The sequence below is a fragment of the Microbulbifer sp. ABM4_008 genome (genome assembly GCF_056311705.1).
The window spans coordinates 2,230,366-2,248,729 of sequence record NZ_CM149970.1 but is presented as its reverse complement, the minus strand read 5'-3'; the positions used below and the strand labels follow the sequence as shown (position 1 = coordinate 2,248,729).

The window sequence follows — 18,364 nt, the reverse complement described above, 5'->3', positions numbered from 1 at the left end:
CTTATACGGGAGATGCTTACTAGTATGTGTGGTTATATGATAACGACTTTGTAAGTGTATTCTTTTTAAGTGGTACATATCTGAAAACCAATCCAATGAAACCTGACGGCACAAAACTGTCACCTCATAACTGGCTAGCTTGTGACCAGTTTGCTTGAAGATGACACAAGGGCACCTGTAGGCTTAGATACTGTCGAAACGACTAATTGTTGGATTTCCCGCTGAAGAAATGATGCTTAAACGATTACTAACACTGCCGCTATTACTCGCCACTCTATCCCCTGCTGTTCAGGCTTATGAGATTCTTTACAGTGCAGAGATCTCACCCAACTCCAAGCTGGCTGAGGTGGAAATGGCGCTCAGCGGTGATGATATGCCAAGTAAGCTCGTTCTAAACTTGCGCTCTGGCCGCTATCAGGACCTGGAAAGTGACACCCCCCTAAAGATCGAGGGCGACAAAGCAACCTGGCACCCCGAAGGAAAGAACCCCACCCTCAAGTACCGCTTTGTCATAGACAACCAGCGTAGCAACGGTGGCTACGACTCACGGATCACCAAAGACTGGGCAATTCTCCGCAGCGATAAATTGATTGCACCGGTATCGGCAACCAGCCGTGGCCGCTCTACCGCCCGCCTTAAGCTGGAACTTCCTGACCAATGGTATGCGGCCCTACCCTACCCTGAGATCGAAGATAACCTATACGAGTTATCTGACCCCAAGCGTAAGTTTGTAAGACCCAAGGGCTGGATGATTGTAGGGAAAATTGGCAGTCGGCAGGATATGATTGCCGGCACTGAAACCCGTGTTGCAGGCCCTAAAAATGAGAACATTCGGCGGCAAGACATCCTGGCCTTCCTAAATTGGAACCTGCCAGAGCTCAAGAAAATCTTCCCCCTCTTCCCTGACCATCTATTGATCGTAACCGCTGACGACCCCATGTGGCGCGGTGGACTGTCGGGGACACGTTCTCTGTATATGCATGCTGATCGACCATTAATTAGCGGCAACCGCACCAGCAGCATGATCCACGAGTTAGTTCATGTGGGCACGGGAATTCACGGCGACGATGAGAGCGATTGGATTGTAGAGGGACTGGCTGAGTTTTACTCCCTGGAGATTTTAAGGCGAACTGGTGGCATCAGTGAAACCCGCTATCAGGAGGCAATGGATAAACTGATTAAATGGGGTAAGAAGGCTCCTTCACTATTAGTCGAACGCTCGTCCGGCCCCATTACCGCCCGTGCGGCCGGGGTAATGCAGCAACTGGATAAAGAGATTCGCGAGGCCAGCAATGGCAAGGCAAGTATTGATGACGTGGCACGAGAACTGGCTCGAACACGCGGTGAAGTGACTCTGGAAAGGTTTAGATCCCTGTCTGAGAAAGCAGCCGGTAAACCCGTGGATGCATTAGCCACAGAAAACCTGACAGACTGGGCGAAAGGTTCCAATAAATAGCAGACAAAAAAAAGCCCTGACGACGGGGGGGAGAGCGTCAGGGCCAAGACCATTAGGAGTGAAACTTGGAGGATTTCATCCTTGCTTCCGGGTGGCAGCCATGTGAGCCACCCTACCAGCATTACTAAACACGTTGGGGGAGATGTGTTAGCCAGATAAAGACAGTATCGAACACAGGTCACAGATTGCCAGCACACCTGAAGATTAATTTAGAACAAATGGAAATAGGTTCTTGAGCACCAGCGCTAAAAGTTATTACAGCCCTCCCCCACCATCAGAAGGTAACTTTTCCTACTTTTTTTCACTTGTTTGCAACATTGATGAAAACAATGCTTGACTAATCCTCTAGAGTCCCTAAAATGGCGCCCACTTACACAGCGAAACGCACGTAAGTATAAGAAAACGCTAGGATTTTTCAGATTTATCAGATAGAATTCGCAGCGTTCTTTTCCGCCAAAGGCGGATAAAAAAGGCTAGGTGGCAGAGTGGTCATGCAGCGGACTGCAACTCCGTGTACGCCGGTTCGATTCCGACCCTAGCCTCCATTTTCCTCTTCATTGCAATATCCTGTTGAATGCAATGAAAGTGAGAATGAAGGGCAAGCATTAAACATCGCCCTCTCTCGCAAAGGATCTGCCCGGGTGGTGGAATTGGTAGACACAGGAGACTTAAAATCTCCCGGCTTCACGGCCGTGCCGGTTCAAGTCCGGCCCCGGGCACCAATCAGATCTTTGAAATCAATAAGCAACTCCCCACTTCGTGCAAATCTGGCGCACCCCATTTTTAAAGTTAAATTTCTTCCACTGATACACTAGTAGTTACCGTCCCGCTTGCGCCACCAATCAAGCTACACCGAGCTTTGTCGCTAGATAGCTTGAGATCCATCGACCCTCAAGTTTCATTTATAGAGCTACTGAGCCACTAAGCATCAGCACCACCTGGTTGATTATTTCGCGAACATGCAAGACGAAAGAGTGCATGGCTGAAATAAGCTTTAAAGGGCGCGAGGTCTGCAATCTGGTAGTCACCGGAGGAGTCGCACTCTATAACAATCAGGCCGGCTGCTTTTTACCTACCTTCGTTACAGCACCTCTCATTATCGGGATACCCTCTTAGCAGCCAACGGCTTAGCCTTTGAGCTTCTCATGCCTTGGCGCTCAAAGGTGGCACCCCAGCATTTTAAATAAAATACTTATCCACGATGCAGTGAAAATGTGTATGTAGCCAGAACTCCCTGACCTCACCTTTAGTCACCGTCGCAGCTGAAGAGGCTAACCCCACATTATTGGAAACCTATAGGGCAACTAAGAATGTTTTAAAATGGAATTCATTTATAACGAGAGCAGCAGCCTCGAGCTTCCCAGCACCTTCCTTAACAGTCTGAAAAATAGCAACTTACTTAGTCAATATTGGCTGACTTGCAAGTAAATCGCCATTACTACCGATGCAGCAAAGAGAAAAACTCATTGCGTGTAGCTTGGTTACTGCGAAAGGTACCGAGCATAGCCAATGTTCTCATCATTGAATTTTGCTTTTGAGGCCCGCGCATCATCATGCATGTGTGCCCGGCCTCAATAACTACAGCAACTCCGGTAGCACCAATGACACCTTGCAGGGTCTCAGCAATTTGAGTAGTAAGCCTTTCCTGGATTTGCAAGCGACGCGCAAACATATCAACAATACGCGCTAACTTGGAAACACCTAAAATCTTGCCATTAGGGATATAAGCCACATGACTGTGACCTATAAATGGTAGCAAGTGATGCTCACATAAGGAATAAAGCTCGATATCCTTAACTAGCACTATCTCATTGCTATCGAAAGGAAAAATCGCATTGTTGACTACATCTTCGATAGTTTGATCATAACCACGGGTTAGGTATTTCATAGCAGTGGCGGCGCGGTCGGGCGTGTCCTTGAGACCTGGACGCTGTGGATCCTCACCTATTTCTTCAATAATTCGTGCGTAGTGTTCTTTCATACCATTTCCGCAACATCTTCCAGTCAAGTATGTATTAAAGCTACCACCCACCCTGCTCACTCACAGCCCGGTATCAAGAACCACATAACTCCTGATAAAACCGCCTATACTTAAGGATAGACTCTTTCAAAAAAACTAAAATATAACTGGAATTTACACTGCTTTGGAGAACAACAAACCAACTAGATTATAAATAATCCGCTATCTGAACAATCAAAAGTATATCCCTTAATCATGTTTACCCTCAGACCCCAAGTCGATTAAACAATTTGAAAACAGACCTTTGCCAACTGCATAAACCACACCTAATAAAACTTAATTTTTCATCAGAAAAAATTGAACAGAGTAATTTTCACTCGAATTCGGGCAGGAAATACAAGAAGAATGAAAAACCACCAGAATCGAAACAATATAAGAATTACAACAAATAACAGATCGCATTTATTCTCAGCAATTTAAAACTCGATTTACGATATAGAATATAATCATTAAGTACACTTTATTTTTTTTGTTTTTTATGGTCAGCCTTATATTAGGAATAGCTATATGGCATATCAAATCACAAAAACATTTAAGTTAGACATGGGCCATCGAACATGGAATCAGGACATGCGCAAAGGACGCGGCAAAGAGTTCTACTCTGATGATATGCCGTATCCTTATAACAAATGCGCAAATCTACATGGCCACTCATTGTTAGTTTCAGTGACCTTATCTAGTGAAACAGTAGATCGCCAGAACTTTGTCATGGATACAGACCTATTTAAGGCACCTTTTCAAAAGATTATTGATCAAATGGATCATTCATTTATTGTTGATAAAAATGACCCACTATACCCAGACATAAAAAAATTGTGGAGAAGGACAACTTAAGATTATATGTTGTCGACTTTTCCCCTAGCTTTGAGGCTTTGGCCAAATACTTTTATGGGTGTATGAAGGATATTATTGGCAAAACTGAACACGCGGGAGAAATTGAAGTACGCGAGGTAACAGTTACTGGTGAGCATATGACGGTAGAAGCAAGATACGGTATTAGTTAAAATTTTTGGAATTTCATAGCGCCCCTGCTATTTCTATAGACACAGAAATACCAGTCACTGCAATGATACTTTAACCCACCCTCTAAAGGGGCCGAAACATACACCAAAGATACAAACCAATATCCGAATCAATCCTACCATTTCGGTAGCTCCAGTATCCGAGCCAACACTTCCGGAAGGGAGAATTTGAGGCAACACTTCCGGAAGGGAGAATTTGAGGCAATACATCTCCCCTATCACCATAACTTTAATTCCGACCTTTATTGGACGACCAGAGGTTCTAAGCAGCACCTCCATGCCTGTACACCCAAAAGCACAGAAAAAAGAATCAAGCCTACCCCCTCAATGGCCAATGTATGCCATACGCTCATTTAACTACCCTAAACTAGAAATGAAATAAACCGACCAAGGAAGAATAAAAAAAACCGGCTTGGGGGCCGGTTCAAGAAAGGATGGTTGCTGCATGAAAACCAAAGCAGCTGTGAATATATTACCCCTCATACTAGAGAGCTGTCAATATATACAACTGTATGAATATACAGCATTGGATGACATGTACGCCAATTTGAGAATCAGGCTTTGAAGCATTTAGTTTCGAGCGTTTCCGTTCTTTTGATGGTTGCTTAAAGAGGGGCATATCACTTCCCTAATTGAGTACTCAAGTTTAGCCAAGATCCTAGCAAATCTATATTTCTACAACGAAATGTGTGTGTTGGTTTCAATTAAAAGAGATCGGTCCACTCAACACAACGCTTAAGCTCGATTGGCTTAGGGAGAGAATAGCGCACCCGAATAGCAGCGCTACCGAGTCAGTCATTCCAGAGTACTATTGTTCAATAATCCAGCAATGTTAAAAGTGGCACTCAGGTAAGCAATGGGATTAAGCTGCTCATAATACAAGAAAACTCTCGCATTCATCGCTGTCGCCAATGCGTACAAATTAGATACAAATTGCAGGTATAATCACCACCCAATATACCCTTTAGTACCTTAATTCAATTAGCTCGCTCCAGCTGGTTATACTCAACTAAAGCGAAGGTGGTTACTCAAAAGTTCCAATACACACTTGCTCCAAAAACCCATCTAAGTTTTTTGAGGTAATCACCAAGAACAAAAAGTGATCGACCGCAAGATACACCGGCCCCAGCTTTTATGAAAAACTTACAAAAAAAGATTCCAATGAAGATAAAGACATCACCTATAAACGCATTAATTTCTGCACTTTTCACTATTACGCTTTCCAGCTTCAGCCATGCAAAGGAGGCTGAGCAGGTTGAATTTCTGAACCCAACAGGATCAGCCTCTAAGCTACCGTTTTCAGAGGCTGTAAAAGTTGGCAACCAGCTATTTCTATCTGGCCAAATAGGGCTTTCACCGGAGACTAAGCGGTTAGCCCAAGGGGGATTCGCTGCGGAGACCAAACAGACTCTAGACAACATAAAGCAAACTCTAGAGCGCTACGACTACGAAATGAAAGATGTCGTTAAATGCATGGTCATTTTAACAGATATCAAGAATTTCCCTGAATTCAACAACATCTACCAGAAAGCTTTTGCCTCCCCCTACCCTGCAAGGACTACCTTTGCAGTGGAGTCCCTAGCGCTGGACGCCCAAATTGAAATTGAGTGCATCGCTGCCAAGTAGCTATTAGTTGAGATCTGAGGTGGTAAAATCATCCACCTCGGATAGTTCGCGTTTAATTCCGAAGGTGTTTGAGGCAAGCCATATAGCGCCTTCATCAAGCCTGATTAGCCACGCGTAAGCTCAATTGTTTCCAAAATTCTTTTAAAGCTCTCTGTTATCCTGGCCATATCTTCATTCGTGGAATTAACAATAAGCCAATAAGCATCTTTCCTTCCAACAACAAGGCTCAACATTTGAACGGATTTATCCCCTTCACTAAACCATTCTACAGTCTTGTAGCTCACCTTTAACCCTGACTTTGTTGTCAACTCCCCTTCATTTGAAGTTTTTACTTTTTTTTGGCCCGAAGACTTCTGGAACTCCTTTAATATCATTCGCCAATATAGTTCATGCTTCTGCCCTCCTCGCTCACGATCAGTAACAACCAGGTAGTCCAGCTCATCGCCATTCCAGCTCAGAAGAATTTCTTCATCAGGACTATAATCAGGCACAACCTGAAAAGTTAGATCCATCTCTGAAGGTGGGTTAACTTTAATATACTCTGCAATTTTCAGCTCTTCCGCTTGAGACGCATAGGAAGTAATACAAAACAATACAGCAATGAATATCCGCTTCACCAAATTTACCCTAAACAAATGTAAAACCACACCGTATATCTATGACAATACAGTTACCTTCTATGAGCTTAATTATTAAAAATAAAGGAATCAACTTCTTTGCGCACGGAGCCACTCATTTGTGATTACATCATACATCCGTAACTCTGACACCCCCTCGCAAATGGTACGATATAAATATCACAGGGTCGCCTAAGCGACCCTGTGATACCTCAGGAAATCAACAACCCGGCTTACTTATCTAAAAGTTGAAATCATCCAGCTTCCACCAGCAGTGCCCATCGCCAGGTATATCAAAGCCAGCTGATGTAATTCGGCCTTAAAGCGGTTGTATCCGTTAAATACAAAGGAACCAAAATTGGGGTCAAAAAGTCTCCAGGTATTACCATTCTGTACTTGAATTGCAATTGCATGGCCGCTGTTGGGGCCCAGGAATCCTATCAATGCAAAGCCTTGATTAAGGCGGGCCATCCCCTGCCGTATCCATCGCAAAAATGTGGAAAAAGGCTCAAACGGGTTCAACTGATGCCCACGGGCGATACAGTGCTCGGTATACCCATCTGTCCGACAAATCGTCCTTAACCCTGACGATATACCCATCACATTTCCCTGGATCTGCTGCTGTGCGGAAATTGCCCTTTGCATTGTATAGATAGGCTGCCCAAAGGTGGTGGTCGACCCGCCAACAGCCCTTAAAAACATACCTGGAGTTGCTCTGTTGAGGGCGTTTCCAATTCCCGTATTATGGTAACGCTGTTGCAGTCCTGCCTGGAGGTGCATATTTATATGGCCGCCGGGTTGCAAGCCGAGTCTCACCCACATGTAGGATAATGCGTAACAAACTCCGCGCCTTACGTCATTGTGGACACCGGGTTGGATGTAATTTGCTTGATCCAATAGAAATTCTGTTTCTGTTAGTTTCGGATTGAACATGGAGGTCTCCCTATTCTTTAGAGATAGTGGACTTTTGCCTATCCGCGGTATCGCGGCCCATGTTCTATTTTTCTCACCTACAGTTTTATCTCTATCAATTTTCTTGTGGCTCTTTTAGCTTTAAGACATTTTAAAAAGTAAACCGGAATTTGATTACACTTAATTTCAATTGGCTTTTCAGGATGTTAAGGTCAAAATATGATACAAATTTCCATTTTAAACTGCGTTTGGATAAGTGCAGAAAGTAAATTTAGTTTAATCATATGCGTGTGCAAGTATTGCGCTGGTAATAACAAACTCATCAGAACAGTGAGCTATCAAATACCAGCGCTAATATATCTGTTGAGAAGGCTGCAGAATCTAAATTCAACCTTCCTATATGATATTAACTGGGAAGTTGAGTAAGGAAGAAATCTCTCAGGTTCTCACCCATTACTTTTCGGATCTCTTCTTCAGTAAACCCTTGCCGAAGCATTTCTGCGGTAAGCACGCCCAGTTCACTTACGTCAAATGCAACCTTTACACTGCCGTCATAATCTGACCCCAATGCGACATGATCCACGCCCAGTGTATCAATGGCATAACGAATGGATTTAACAATGCTCTTGGGGCTTGTATCGCAGACAGCACCAGGCCAGAAACCAATTCCAACCAAGCCTCCTTTACCCGCTATCTCCTTCATTAGCTCGTCACTGATATTCCGGCGTGAGTTACACGCCCCTTGAAGCCCGGTATGGGAAACAATCACTGGGCGCTCGGCAATATCCAAAACTTCGCGGACGACCTGCTCGGAGGAGTGGGCGACGTCAATCACAATAGAGCGCCTTTCCATCTCCTGCACTGCTTCCCGGCCAAATGCGCTCAAACCCTGCCCGCTTTCTCCATGCAGGGAGCCACCCAGCTCATTGTCAAAAAAGTGTTGCAACCCCATCACCCGGAAACCAGCATCGTATAGGTGGCCGATGTTTTCGATCTTCCCTTCCAAAGGATGGGCACCTTCAGTGCCAAGGAGTGCAGCCAAAACCTCTTCGCCCTGCTTCCTTGCTGCAAGCACCTGTTGTAAATCTGCCGCACTTTTGACGATACGTATTTGGTCAGGCGCAGATTGCTGTAGCGCATTAACACGCTCTGCATGATAGAGCGCCCGTTCATACAAGCTGCCCCACGCCTTTACTGGCCACGCCTGAGCAATGGCCAATAAGGTTATATTATCGCCAGCTTTGCTGGAATTCTTTTGATAGTTCTGCCCCCGGGGAGACTTGGTAACTGATGTGAAGACCTGGATACCCAGGTTACCTTCTCGCGCCCGGGGAAGGTCCAGATGACCATAGTCGGCTCGCTTCCTCAAATCCCTGGCCCACAGGAAACTATCTGCGTGGAGATCACCTACCAATAGACTTTGGTGTAGTGCTTTAGCCTCAGGTGACAGCGCTGCAATTTTGCCAGGCTCTACTTTGTTCATCGACTTTTCAATAGCCGGAAGCAAAAGCCATTTCCAGCTGGCGAACAATATCACCACCATTGTTGTCAGAAGAATGAACCACTTGCTCATCTATTGTCTCCATTAGTAGAAATCCATGGGAAAGTTTGCACAGAGGCAACAACCTTCTTCGATCCATCAGGATCGCAGAATGAAGCAATTCGAGGGGCTGCTCAATAAGCAAGCAAGAGAAATAAAACTGTGGTGGTCGTGGAATAAGCGCTGGGACACCAACCTCGTATTTATCAGAAGAGAGAAAAATGAAGGACAAGCAGTGATCAAACTTTTACAACTGAACTTACTCGTATTATTCGCTCTATTCATGGGTGGTTGCGCCGCTTTATCGCCCAATTTTCAGCAGCCCGAGGTTGAGATTATTGGGCTGGAGCCGCTTCCTCCTGCCGTCGGCAGCGATCTGCGCTTCAGAATCCATTTGCGCATTTTCAACCCTAACAACCAAGAGCTACCCCTCTCCGGGATCTACTACAAGCTCAGTCTTGCCGGCCACAAAGTGATGACAGGAACCTCAAACAACTTATTGCCCATTGCCCCCTATGGCCAGGATGACATCTCGGTGGACGCAACTGCGAGCTGGATGGGGTCTCTATTCGCCGCCGCTGAATTAGCGAATAGAGGGCAGCAATCGGTACCCTATGAACTTCAGGCAAAAATTGGCCTGAGCAGGTCCATTGTGCCTTCCATTACAGTGCAGCGAAGTGGCGAAGTTCGACTGAATCAGAATCCGGGCCTCTACCACTAGTCCAAGCCTACTCACTTTGGATATAGCGTTTTAATCTCCCCAGTCGCCGACCTTGTCGGCACCGGGGATCTGATACTCGAGATAGTCTTCAACAGTGAATGGCATCTCACTGATGACTGCGCGCACGCGCTCACCAATAGCCTGTGTCTCAGGGCGCGCATTGGCCAGCCCGGTATAGGGTATGCCTTTGCCGCTGGCTACGTCTGGATATTTACGTTTGAATAAACGGTGGCGAGCCACCATATGATTGAACTGGCCCTGGGTGTAAATTAACGGCACCAACTGCGGGGACTCCTCCCGGGGGTCCATATATAAATCGTAATAAGCCTCCGGCATCCCCGACCCTGCCACCTCCCCCGCTCCCAGCCAATGCCTCTTATATCGCCCCTTTACTGTTGCCCCCAATTCCTTACCCGTATAAATAAATACATAATCCCGGCGGCCATGAGTATCGCCGTTTAGGAACAGAGCGGTCTGGTCGAGGCCATCAACGACGCGATCCGTGGGAATAGCATCAGTTGCTCCACCCAAGCGAGCGAAAGTCGTATACAGGTCAGTGATATGAATAATATCTCCTGCCGTTTGTCCCGCTTCGATAGTTCCTGGCCACCAGGCAAAAGCAGGTACGCGAACGCCGCCCTCAGTAAAATCCCCTTTGCCACCCCGATACAACATGGGCAGCATTCCCCACCCCGCCGGCGGACTGTGGACCATAGGACCGTTATCCGCCATTGCAACGAACAAGGTATTTTCAGCGAGCCCTAAGCTTTTCAATTCTTGCATCAGCACCCCGACAAAGTTATCCATCGCCGGGAAGGCATCGGCAACCATCAGCCCGGCTACCGAGCGCTTGGGGTTATACATCGCCATGAAATTAAGGAGATTGGGCCAGTAGGCAACGAAAAACGGTTTCTTCTGCTCTGCACTGCGACGAATAAAGGCCAGCGTTCTCTGTTCTGCTTCTGGATCAAACTTGGCGAAGCACTCGTTGGATGTTCCGCACCATTCCCGCCCGGGTTGTCCCTTTTTCCCTTCAATATTCATTACCCAGCCAGCGGGAATCAGACCAGGGCTGTCCAACTGATAGGGGTCAGGTGGATAGATTTCGGGGAACATGCCCAGCACCGCATTTGCTACATTTGCCTGGGGGTTAAACAGGGAGGTAATCTGGTTCATCGGAGTGAACAACGCCTCATCGAACCCCTGATTGTGTAAATAACTCTCCTCGATATCTCCAAGGTGCCCCTTGCCGAAAAAGCCTGTCGTATAACCCGCTTGCGAAAGTACCTCGGCAATAGTGACTTCTTCTGCGCGTAGACCAGAAAACTCATGGGGCATACCCACTTCACCCATGCCATAGCGCACCGGTAGCCGTCCGGTGAGCGCAGCAGCGCGGGTTGGTGTGCATGAGGGCTCAGAGTACATGCGGGTAAAGTTGATACCCTCTGAAGCCATCTGATTTAGATTTGGCGTTGAGTAGCCAAAGTTCTTTTGTAACGCAGGAAAGCCAACAGCTCCAAATGCAGTGTCATCCCACAGCAGGAATACTATATTCGGTGGCTGTCCATATTTCTGCCGCAACTGCTGTAAGCGTTGCTCAAGCTCCGCATCCTCTTGATCCCAACGTTCGCCGTTTTGCATCTTGAGAATATAAAACTCGGCATCGTGTACAACTTGCCCCTCGACATTGAGAGTGATGCAAAGCAGCCAGATCATAATCAGGTGGCTTTTGACGGACATGAGCTTCCTATAGATCGCAGAAAAGTATCTAACAATTTAGAGGAGCGCAGGGGCTTGGAAGAGGAAGAGCGAGTTTAAGCGGGGTAAAGAGCGCCTCGTTTTCCAGCAAATGCCAGCGTCGAGGCGCCAATTTCGTGAGAGAAGTAACTCCCCTCTATCTACTTATCCCGGCTGTCGGCCATAAGGGCCGGCCATGCGGCGCGCAAGTACATCACCATCGTCCACAAGGTGAGGCCGGCAGCGATATAGAGCAGCAGGTATCCAATAGTTTCCATCACCGGAAACTCTCTAACATCGAAGGCAAGCAGAACAAGAATTGCTGCCATCTGTGCGGTGGTTTTGACTTTGCCTACATAGGAAACGGCAACACTGCTGCGCTGCCCCAGCTCAGCCATCCACTCCCGCAACCCAGAGACCGCGATCTCTCGACAGATGATCACCGCCGCAGCAATCGCAAACAGCGGATTGTCATGCAGTCCCACCAGCAAGACCAATGCCGTAGCCACCATTAGCTTATCGGCAACCGGGTCCAGAAAGGCACCGAGGGCAGTACTCTGATTTAATTTTCTGGCGAGATAGCCATCAAGCCAATCGGTAATTGCGGCAACTGCAAAAATTGCAGCAGAAGCAATGTAACTCCACTTGTACGGCAAATAGAAAACCAAAACAAAAAATGGGATCAAAGCAACACGTAGCAGTGTCAGTTGATTGGCGATTGTCATACTTTTCTCTATTCTTGCGGAGGGCGTACGTTATCAAGCCATCGCGCAAAATGAAACGCTTTGGAAAAAACTGGCCATTTAATCGCCAGCTCAATCCTGTTCTACTCGTGGTGTAGTGCCGAGTATATATCCTGAGCCAATTTCCGGCTGATACCATCCACGCTGGCAATCTCCGTTACTGTTGCGCGCTTTAGCTCCTGCAAACCTCCGAAATGTCGCAGCAGCGCCCTGCGGCGAGTGGGCCCTACTCCAGCGATACCTTCCAATGGAGACTCCCTGCGTTTTTTATCCCGTTTTGCCCGGTGGCCAGCGATAGCAAAGCGGTGCGCTTCGTCTCGCACTTGTTGAATTAAGTGCAGCGCTGATGAGTCGGCGGAGAGTACAAGCTCTTTGTTACTGGAAACCACATGTAATGTTTCAAAGCCCGCTTTTCGTGTAGTTCCTTTGGCAACACCAATAATTTGCACTCCGACAATGCCCAGCTCATTCAGAGCTTCGACCGCTTGTGTAACCTGGCCCTTCCCCCCGTCAATCAACAGGATATTGGGGAATTTGCCCTCGCCACCGGAAAGGCGCGTATAGCGCCGCTTTAGCGCCTGCCCCATTGCCGCATAATCATCGCCCGCCTGGATACCCTCAATATTGAATCGGCGATAATCCGACTTCACCGGGCCTCCGGTATCAAATACAACACAGGACGCAACCGTGGCCTCACCGGAAGAATGGCTGATGTCAAAGCACTCAAGCCTCTCCGGGAGCTGTTCCAGTTCTAATACTTCCTGTAGCTTCTCGAAACGGTTGTAGAGTTTTTGCTGGGCTGCAGTTCGACTAGTCAAATTCTGTTGTGCTGCCTGTTGCGCCATCTCAACCCAAGTGGCCCGCTTGCCACGCAACTTATGGGTGATACCAACATCGCAACCACACTGCTCGCTAAGAGCCTGTTGAAGTGGTTCGAGATCCTGTAAGGCCTCTGACACTAAAATCTCACGGGGGATCTCTCGGGGACTGCCCAGGTAAAATTGCGGGACAAATGCGGAAAGTAGCTCTGGCGGTGTGAGTCCCAGGCGCTCACTGGGAAAATAACTGCGACTCCCCAGAATTCGCCCCTGCCTGACAAACAGAACGTGTACGCAACAGCTACCGCCCTCACTGGCTATCCCCAACACATCCACATCGCCACTTGCCCCCTCAGCTACCTGATCCGCTTGTAGACGACGCAGCGCGGAAATTTGGTCCCGCAGTCTCGCGGCTTTTTCAAATTCCAGCGACCGGGATGCCTCATCCATTTGATCGGCCAACTCCTGGATAATGCTGTCACTTTTACCCGTGAGAAACATCTCTGCGTGACGAACATCCTGGCGATAGTCTTCGGGAGAAATAAAATCGACACAGGGAGCGGTGCAGCGCTCTATCTGATATTGAAGGCAGGGCCTTGAACGGTTGCGAAAAACACTGTCTTCACAAGAGCGGATTCGAAAAGTTTTTTGCAAAAAGTTCAGGCTGTCGCGAACCGACGATGCATTTGGAAAAGGTCCGAAGTATCGGCCTTTCTTGCGCTTGGCACCACGGTGGAATGCAATACGGGGAAAAGTATCATTGCTGGAAAGAAAGATATAAGGATACCCTTTATCATCCTTCAGCATCACATTGTATGGGGGCCGCTGGGACTTGATCAGGCTTTGTTCAAGCACCAGGGCTTCGGTTTCACTGCGCGTAACGGTGACTTCGATGTTTCCAATACGCTGCACCAGCGCCATGGTTTTTGTCGTTAGTCCGGAGCTCCGAAAGTAGCTCGACAACCGATTGCGAAGGTTCTTGGCTTTCCCTACGTAGAGGATTTTATTTTCGGCGTCGAACATCTGGTAGACGCCGGGTTTGCGAGTTACTGTCGCGAGGAAACGCTTGCTGTCGAACATCTGGCAACCGGCCTCAATATTTTAAGAAATCAGCCACTTTTCAATTAAAGTGCAGCATCTGGGTCAAGGATTTGGTGTTTAACAGCGAGGATCGTCAACTCTACATCACTATTAATATCCAACTTCTCAAAAATCCTGTAGCGGTAGCTATTCACCGTTTTGGGGCTTACCGAGAGAGACTTTGCAATATCCGCAACCTTGGCGCCATTGACGATCATGTCTGCAGTCTGCAATTCCCTTTTAGATAATTTTTCAAACGGAGATTGCTGATCATCCTGGCCACTGACACTGCGCATCGCCATTTTGGTTGCCATGGAATTACTGATAAAAACACCACCTGAAATAACCGTCCGTATCGCTCGAACCATTTCTTCAAGGTCCGCGCCCTTAGTCACGTAACCCATTGCCCCAGCTTGCATCAAGCGGCCCGGGAATAAATCATCATCGAGTGCACTAACGGCAACAACCTTTGCCTCCGGGCATCGCTGCAGCAGTTTTCTAGTTGCTTCAAGGCCACCCATTCCTGGCATTTTTACATCCATCAGAATGACATCAACATTAGACCGGCGAACGAATTCCAGGGCCTCCTCGCCACAATTTGCCTCTCCGGCGACTTCTATATCCTCAACATCACCCAGCATGCGCGAAATGCCCATTCGCACAAGATCGTGATCATCCACCACTAAGACTTTGATCAAGCTATCCCCAACTACGGATAAGTGCAGTGGCTACGCCGCGTATACATCCTCAACGCACGAGCTCTAGAAACTGCGTTCTTCTTTTTAGCTCACGGTGAAACTACCCCGTGTAGGTCCCCCCGGAACCCAACCGCAACATACCAGACAAAAACGCTACTGCAAAGCAGAAGCACCGTTTCAAATGCTGCTGAACAGACATTTGACCACAGGATCTTGCTGCCTTTATAACATTTAATTATAGCGTAAAAACGTACCAATTAATTTTTCTGCGATCAAGATGAGCACTTCCGCAAAATTTGCGATAGAAGATTCATTTTATCGCAGAAAATATTTATGAAAGAAATCGGAATATGAGAAAATGTTAGAGGTTGAATTCGTTATAACAAAATAATCGTCAACAACTAGAACAATTCTCTACTGAAATTCAGACTGAAAACTGCCAACCTCACCCAATAACTTGCACTTTCTATTGGGTACTTCCTAACTGTAATTCAGTGAAGAATAAAAGAAGGGATTGCCCGCACCCTCATGCAAACAATCTTAAATGGGTTAAGGGTAATAGCGCGGCTCAGGCTCCAGGGTAACACCAAACTTAGCCTGCACATCAGAAGCGATAGCGCGAGCCAATCTTGTCACTTCATCACCTCGGCCCCGGCCGGGATTAACCAAAACCAATGCCTGCTGGTGGTGAACACCAACCGCTTCTTGCCGCCTGCCCCGCCAACCAGCGCGATCAATTAGCCAGCCCGCCGCCAGCTTCCAACCTTCACCGCTGGCATAAGCTACTAAATCGGGATGTTCCGATTTTAGGTTTTGGTAAATGTCCGCATTCACCACAGGGTTTTTGAAGAAGCTCCCCGCGTTGGGAATTTGATCGGGGAGCGGCAATTTACTGTTGCGAATATCGATAACCGCAGCGGCAATTTGCGCGGGTGTTAAGGAGCCACAATCCCATCCTTGCTGGTCAATAAATTGCTGCAGTGCCGGGTAAGCTACCTTGGGCTGCCAATCTTGCGCAAGGCGAAGATTAACCTGGGTAATAATAAATTGATCGCGCAACTGCCCTTTAAACACACTGTCCCGGTAATCAAACTCACAGTCCGACACGGAAAAGTTATGTAGTGCACCGGTAGAAATTTCCATGGCCTGCAAACTGTAAAAACAGTCGCGCAACTCTACACCATAGGCGCCTATATTTTGGATTGGGGCTGCACCCACTTTACCTGGAATCAGCGCGAGGTTTTCCAAGCCTCCAATACCCTGCTCGACAGTAGACATAACCAGCTGGTGCCACCCCTCGCCGGCCGCCGCCTCGATCGTACCGCCACAACCATTGGGAGCAATTGTTAGCCCTCGCAGCCCCACCTGAATGGCAAGCCCGGGAAAGTCTCCCGTTAATACGATATTACTGCCCCCACCCAACGGCAGAATCGGCAAACGCTTCTGCCGCGCAAAACTCAAAGCCTCACGCAATTCATCCAGGGTTTCCACACGCGCAAAGTAAGCGGTGTTTGCTGAAATTGCGAGAGTATTGTGGGGCTGTAAATCGATATTGGCTTCAATCATTAGGTTCTACATCAGGCCAGGGTTTCTCGCATACGCTGAAGATCCTGCTCAGTATCTACGCCACCGGGCACTTCTGCGCAGGCATCTGCTACGTGAATCTCTTGGTCGTGGTAAAGAAAACGCAGCTGCTCCAGAGCCTCGAACTTTTCTAGCGGGGCCATAGGCCAGGAGACAAACTGGCGCAATAGCGCAACACGGTAAGCATAGATACCAATATGGCGACGGGGTTCCAAGCCCTCTGGTAGTTCACTGCTATCCAACGCGAAGGCATCTCTGGGCCATGGGATTGGCGCTCGGGAAAAATACCTGGCCAACCCGGACTCTGTTGTCACTACCTTGACGACATTCGGGTTGCGAAAATCCTCCACTGAGGTGATGGGTTCCGCCAGGGTTGCAACTCCGGCTCGCTTTGTAGCTGCCAGGTTTTCAGCCACTTGATTTATTACCTCAGCGGGTATCAAGGGTTCATCGCCCTGCACATTAACCAAAATGCGGTCCTCTGCAAGGCCCAGGTTCTGAGCCACCTCCTGTAGTCGGTCAGTTCCCGAAGCATGCTCGGCAGATGTCATACACACCTCCGCGCCGAAGCCGTGGGCCACCTCTGCTACACGCATATCATCGGTGGCGATAACCACCCTCTCAGCATCGCTCTCACGGGCACGCAAATAAACATGCTCCACCATCGGCTTGCCACCGATATCAGCCAGGGGCTTGCCTGGCAGGCGGCTGGAACCATAACGCGCGGGAATAATCACATCAAAAGAAGAGTTATTTTTCATTTTCACTAAACTGTTGCAGGTGCTTGTGCACCTTTTGGTAAAAAAGATCTGGCAACTTGGCCCGCACCTCGAGCGCCCACCAGTGACTCTCCCAGAAATCGCGACATTTCACCGCATCTTTCATGGTCATGATCACGGGGGTTTCCCCATCGAAGTGCAGTTCCTGGGGGCTGAATTGATGATGATCGTCAAAAGGTTGCTCTGTCACCTCGAACCCCAGCGCTTGCAGTGAACGGAAAAACCGCTTGGGGTTACCGATCGCTGCCACCCCGTGGCAAGGCCCGACTTCAGGCCCTGACGGCAGGCGCAATGTGGAGGTTTGGTCGAGGTTAAACTGGTGCCAGCAGGAAGGCTCGAGCGTCATTTCAAACTCTAAAAGCCCTCCGCACTGATCCCTGACCTTGGCTTCTGGCTCTCCATTACTTACCAGCATGTCGACGCTTTGCAGGCGTGTCACCGGTTCCCTCAAAGGCCCTCTGGGCAGCATATGACCATTGCCCAAACCGCGATGACCATCAACCACACAAATTTCGTAGCTCCGCCACAAACTATAGTGCTGCAGCCCATCGTCAGACAAAATAACATCGCACTGGTGATAGTCGATCAGGGCCTGCGCCGCCTCGGTGCGATTGGGAGAAACCATCACCGGCACACCAGTGATCAAGTGCAGCATCAGCGGCTCATCCCCGGACTCCAGGGGGTGGGATTGGGCAGTCACCTGATAGGGATATTTTTCTGCGCGACCACCATAGCCACGGCTGATAATCCCCGGATTGCGACCCCGCTCCTTTAGCCAGCGAGCCAGCTCCGCCACCAATGGCGTTTTACCCGCACCGCCAACGGTGATGTTACCAATGACGATGACAGGAACTGATAAGGGCTCCGGTGGAGTGCGAGAACTCATTACCCGGCGCCGCTTGCTCACCCCCCCATAAAGTAATTCCAACGGGGTAAGCAGGGAGAGCGAGCGACCTTCACCCTTTTCGGGGTACCAGCGCTTGTTAAACCAGTCTTCCAGTGACATCCAGG

The 18,364-nt window shown here is 48.3% G+C and carries 15 protein-coding genes and 2 tRNA genes; 6 read left to right on the top strand and 11 right to left on the bottom strand.

Annotated features, from left to right (window positions below; genetic code table 11):
• The first annotated feature begins 229 nt into the window (after positions 1-229).
• The 3 genes from ACYX4J_RS09730 to ACYX4J_RS09720 all read left to right on the top strand — a co-directional run bounded on the left by ACYX4J_RS09730 (position 230) and on the right by ACYX4J_RS09720 (position 2,178).
• The gene (locus ACYX4J_RS09730; protein ID WP_476178478.1) at positions 230-1,456 is read left to right on the top strand and encodes a hypothetical protein; all 1,227 of its coding nucleotides are present in this window, start codon (positions 230-232) and stop codon (positions 1,454-1,456) included.
• A 471-nt stretch (positions 1,457-1,927) separates the two neighbouring features.
• Positions 1,928-2,001 (top strand) — tRNA-Cys (locus tag ACYX4J_RS09725).
• Between the two features lie 90 nt (positions 2,002-2,091).
• Positions 2,092-2,178, top strand: a tRNA-Leu gene (locus tag ACYX4J_RS09720).
• Between the two features lie 716 nt (positions 2,179-2,894).
• Here ACYX4J_RS09720 and folE read toward each other — a convergent pair.
• Positions 2,895-3,437, bottom strand: a complete 543-nt coding sequence (gene folE, locus ACYX4J_RS09715; RefSeq protein ID WP_475710096.1) for a GTP cyclohydrolase I FolE — start codon at positions 3,435-3,437, stop codon at positions 2,895-2,897.
• A 546-nt stretch (positions 3,438-3,983) separates the two neighbouring features.
• Between folE and ACYX4J_RS09710 the strand changes: the two genes are divergently transcribed.
• Together ACYX4J_RS09710 and ACYX4J_RS09705 are read left to right on the top strand one after the other, a co-directional pair.
• A complete protein-coding gene (locus tag ACYX4J_RS09710; protein ID WP_475710095.1) occupies positions 3,984-4,310 on the top strand; it encodes a 6-pyruvoyl trahydropterin synthase family protein in 327 nt (108 codons plus the stop codon).
• 1,322 nt (positions 4,311-5,632) lie between these two features.
• On the top strand, positions 5,633-6,124 hold the full coding sequence (locus tag ACYX4J_RS09705) for a RidA family protein (RefSeq protein ID WP_475710094.1): 492 nt from the start codon (positions 5,633-5,635) through the stop codon (positions 6,122-6,124).
• A gap of 104 nt (positions 6,125-6,228) precedes the next feature.
• Here ACYX4J_RS09705 and ACYX4J_RS09700 read toward each other — a convergent pair whose 3' ends face one another.
• The 3 genes from ACYX4J_RS09700 to ACYX4J_RS09690 all read right to left on the bottom strand — a co-directional run bounded on the left by ACYX4J_RS09700 (position 6,229) and on the right by ACYX4J_RS09690 (position 9,226).
• A complete protein-coding gene (locus tag ACYX4J_RS09700) occupies positions 6,229-6,741 on the bottom strand; it encodes a hypothetical protein (RefSeq protein ID WP_475710093.1) in 513 nt (170 codons plus the stop codon).
• A 237-nt stretch (positions 6,742-6,978) separates the two neighbouring features.
• Complete coding sequence (locus ACYX4J_RS09695; protein WP_444905356.1) at positions 6,979-7,674, bottom strand: YopT-type cysteine protease domain-containing protein; 696 nt, start codon at positions 7,672-7,674, stop codon at positions 6,979-6,981.
• Between the two features lie 385 nt (positions 7,675-8,059).
• A complete protein-coding gene (locus ACYX4J_RS09690) occupies positions 8,060-9,226 on the bottom strand; it encodes a dipeptidase (RefSeq protein ID WP_444905357.1) in 1,167 nt (388 codons plus the stop codon).
• 79 nt (positions 9,227-9,305) lie between these two features.
• Here ACYX4J_RS09690 and ACYX4J_RS09685 point away from each other — a divergent pair, with 79 nt between their 5' ends.
• Entirely contained in the window at positions 9,306-9,914 is a 609-nt protein-coding gene (locus tag ACYX4J_RS09685) for an LEA/WHy family protein (RefSeq protein ID WP_444905358.1), read from the top strand.
• A gap of 30 nt (positions 9,915-9,944) precedes the next feature.
• On the opposite strand, the gene ACYX4J_RS09680 is transcribed toward ACYX4J_RS09685, so the two are convergent.
• The 7 genes from ACYX4J_RS09680 to lpxK all read right to left on the bottom strand — a co-directional run bounded on the left by ACYX4J_RS09680 (position 9,945) and on the right by lpxK (position 18,359).
• On the bottom strand, positions 9,945-11,654 hold the full coding sequence (locus tag ACYX4J_RS09680) for a sulfatase-like hydrolase/transferase (protein WP_475710091.1): 1,710 nt from the start codon (positions 11,652-11,654) through the stop codon (positions 9,945-9,947).
• A 158-nt stretch (positions 11,655-11,812) separates the two neighbouring features.
• The gene (gene pgsA, locus ACYX4J_RS09675) at positions 11,813-12,376 is read right to left on the bottom strand and encodes a CDP-diacylglycerol--glycerol-3-phosphate 3-phosphatidyltransferase (RefSeq protein WP_413665675.1); all 564 of its coding nucleotides are present in this window, start codon (positions 12,374-12,376) and stop codon (positions 11,813-11,815) included.
• 101 nt (positions 12,377-12,477) lie between these two features.
• A complete protein-coding gene (uvrC, locus tag ACYX4J_RS09670; protein WP_476178477.1) occupies positions 12,478-14,292 on the bottom strand; it encodes an excinuclease ABC subunit UvrC in 1,815 nt (604 codons plus the stop codon).
• 44 nt (positions 14,293-14,336) lie between these two features.
• Positions 14,337-14,990 (bottom strand): response regulator, encoded by a 654-nt coding sequence (locus ACYX4J_RS09665; protein ID WP_413665673.1) that lies wholly within the window; start codon positions 14,988-14,990, stop codon positions 14,337-14,339.
• Positions 14,991-15,539: 549 nt separating this feature from the next.
• Positions 15,540-16,556, bottom strand: coding sequence for a UDP-N-acetylmuramate dehydrogenase (murB, locus tag ACYX4J_RS09660; RefSeq protein WP_475710089.1), 1,017 nt, complete (start codon positions 16,554-16,556; stop codon positions 15,540-15,542).
• 11 nt (positions 16,557-16,567) lie between these two features.
• Positions 16,568-17,335 (bottom strand): 3-deoxy-manno-octulosonate cytidylyltransferase, encoded by a 768-nt coding sequence (kdsB, locus tag ACYX4J_RS09655; protein ID WP_475710088.1) that lies wholly within the window; start codon positions 17,333-17,335, stop codon positions 16,568-16,570.
• Positions 17,325-18,359, bottom strand: coding sequence for a tetraacyldisaccharide 4'-kinase (lpxK, locus tag ACYX4J_RS09650; protein WP_444912975.1), 1,035 nt, complete (start codon positions 18,357-18,359; stop codon positions 17,325-17,327). The genes kdsB and lpxK overlap by 11 nt, the downstream gene beginning before the upstream one ends.
• Between the last annotated feature and the right edge of the window lie 5 nt (positions 18,360-18,364).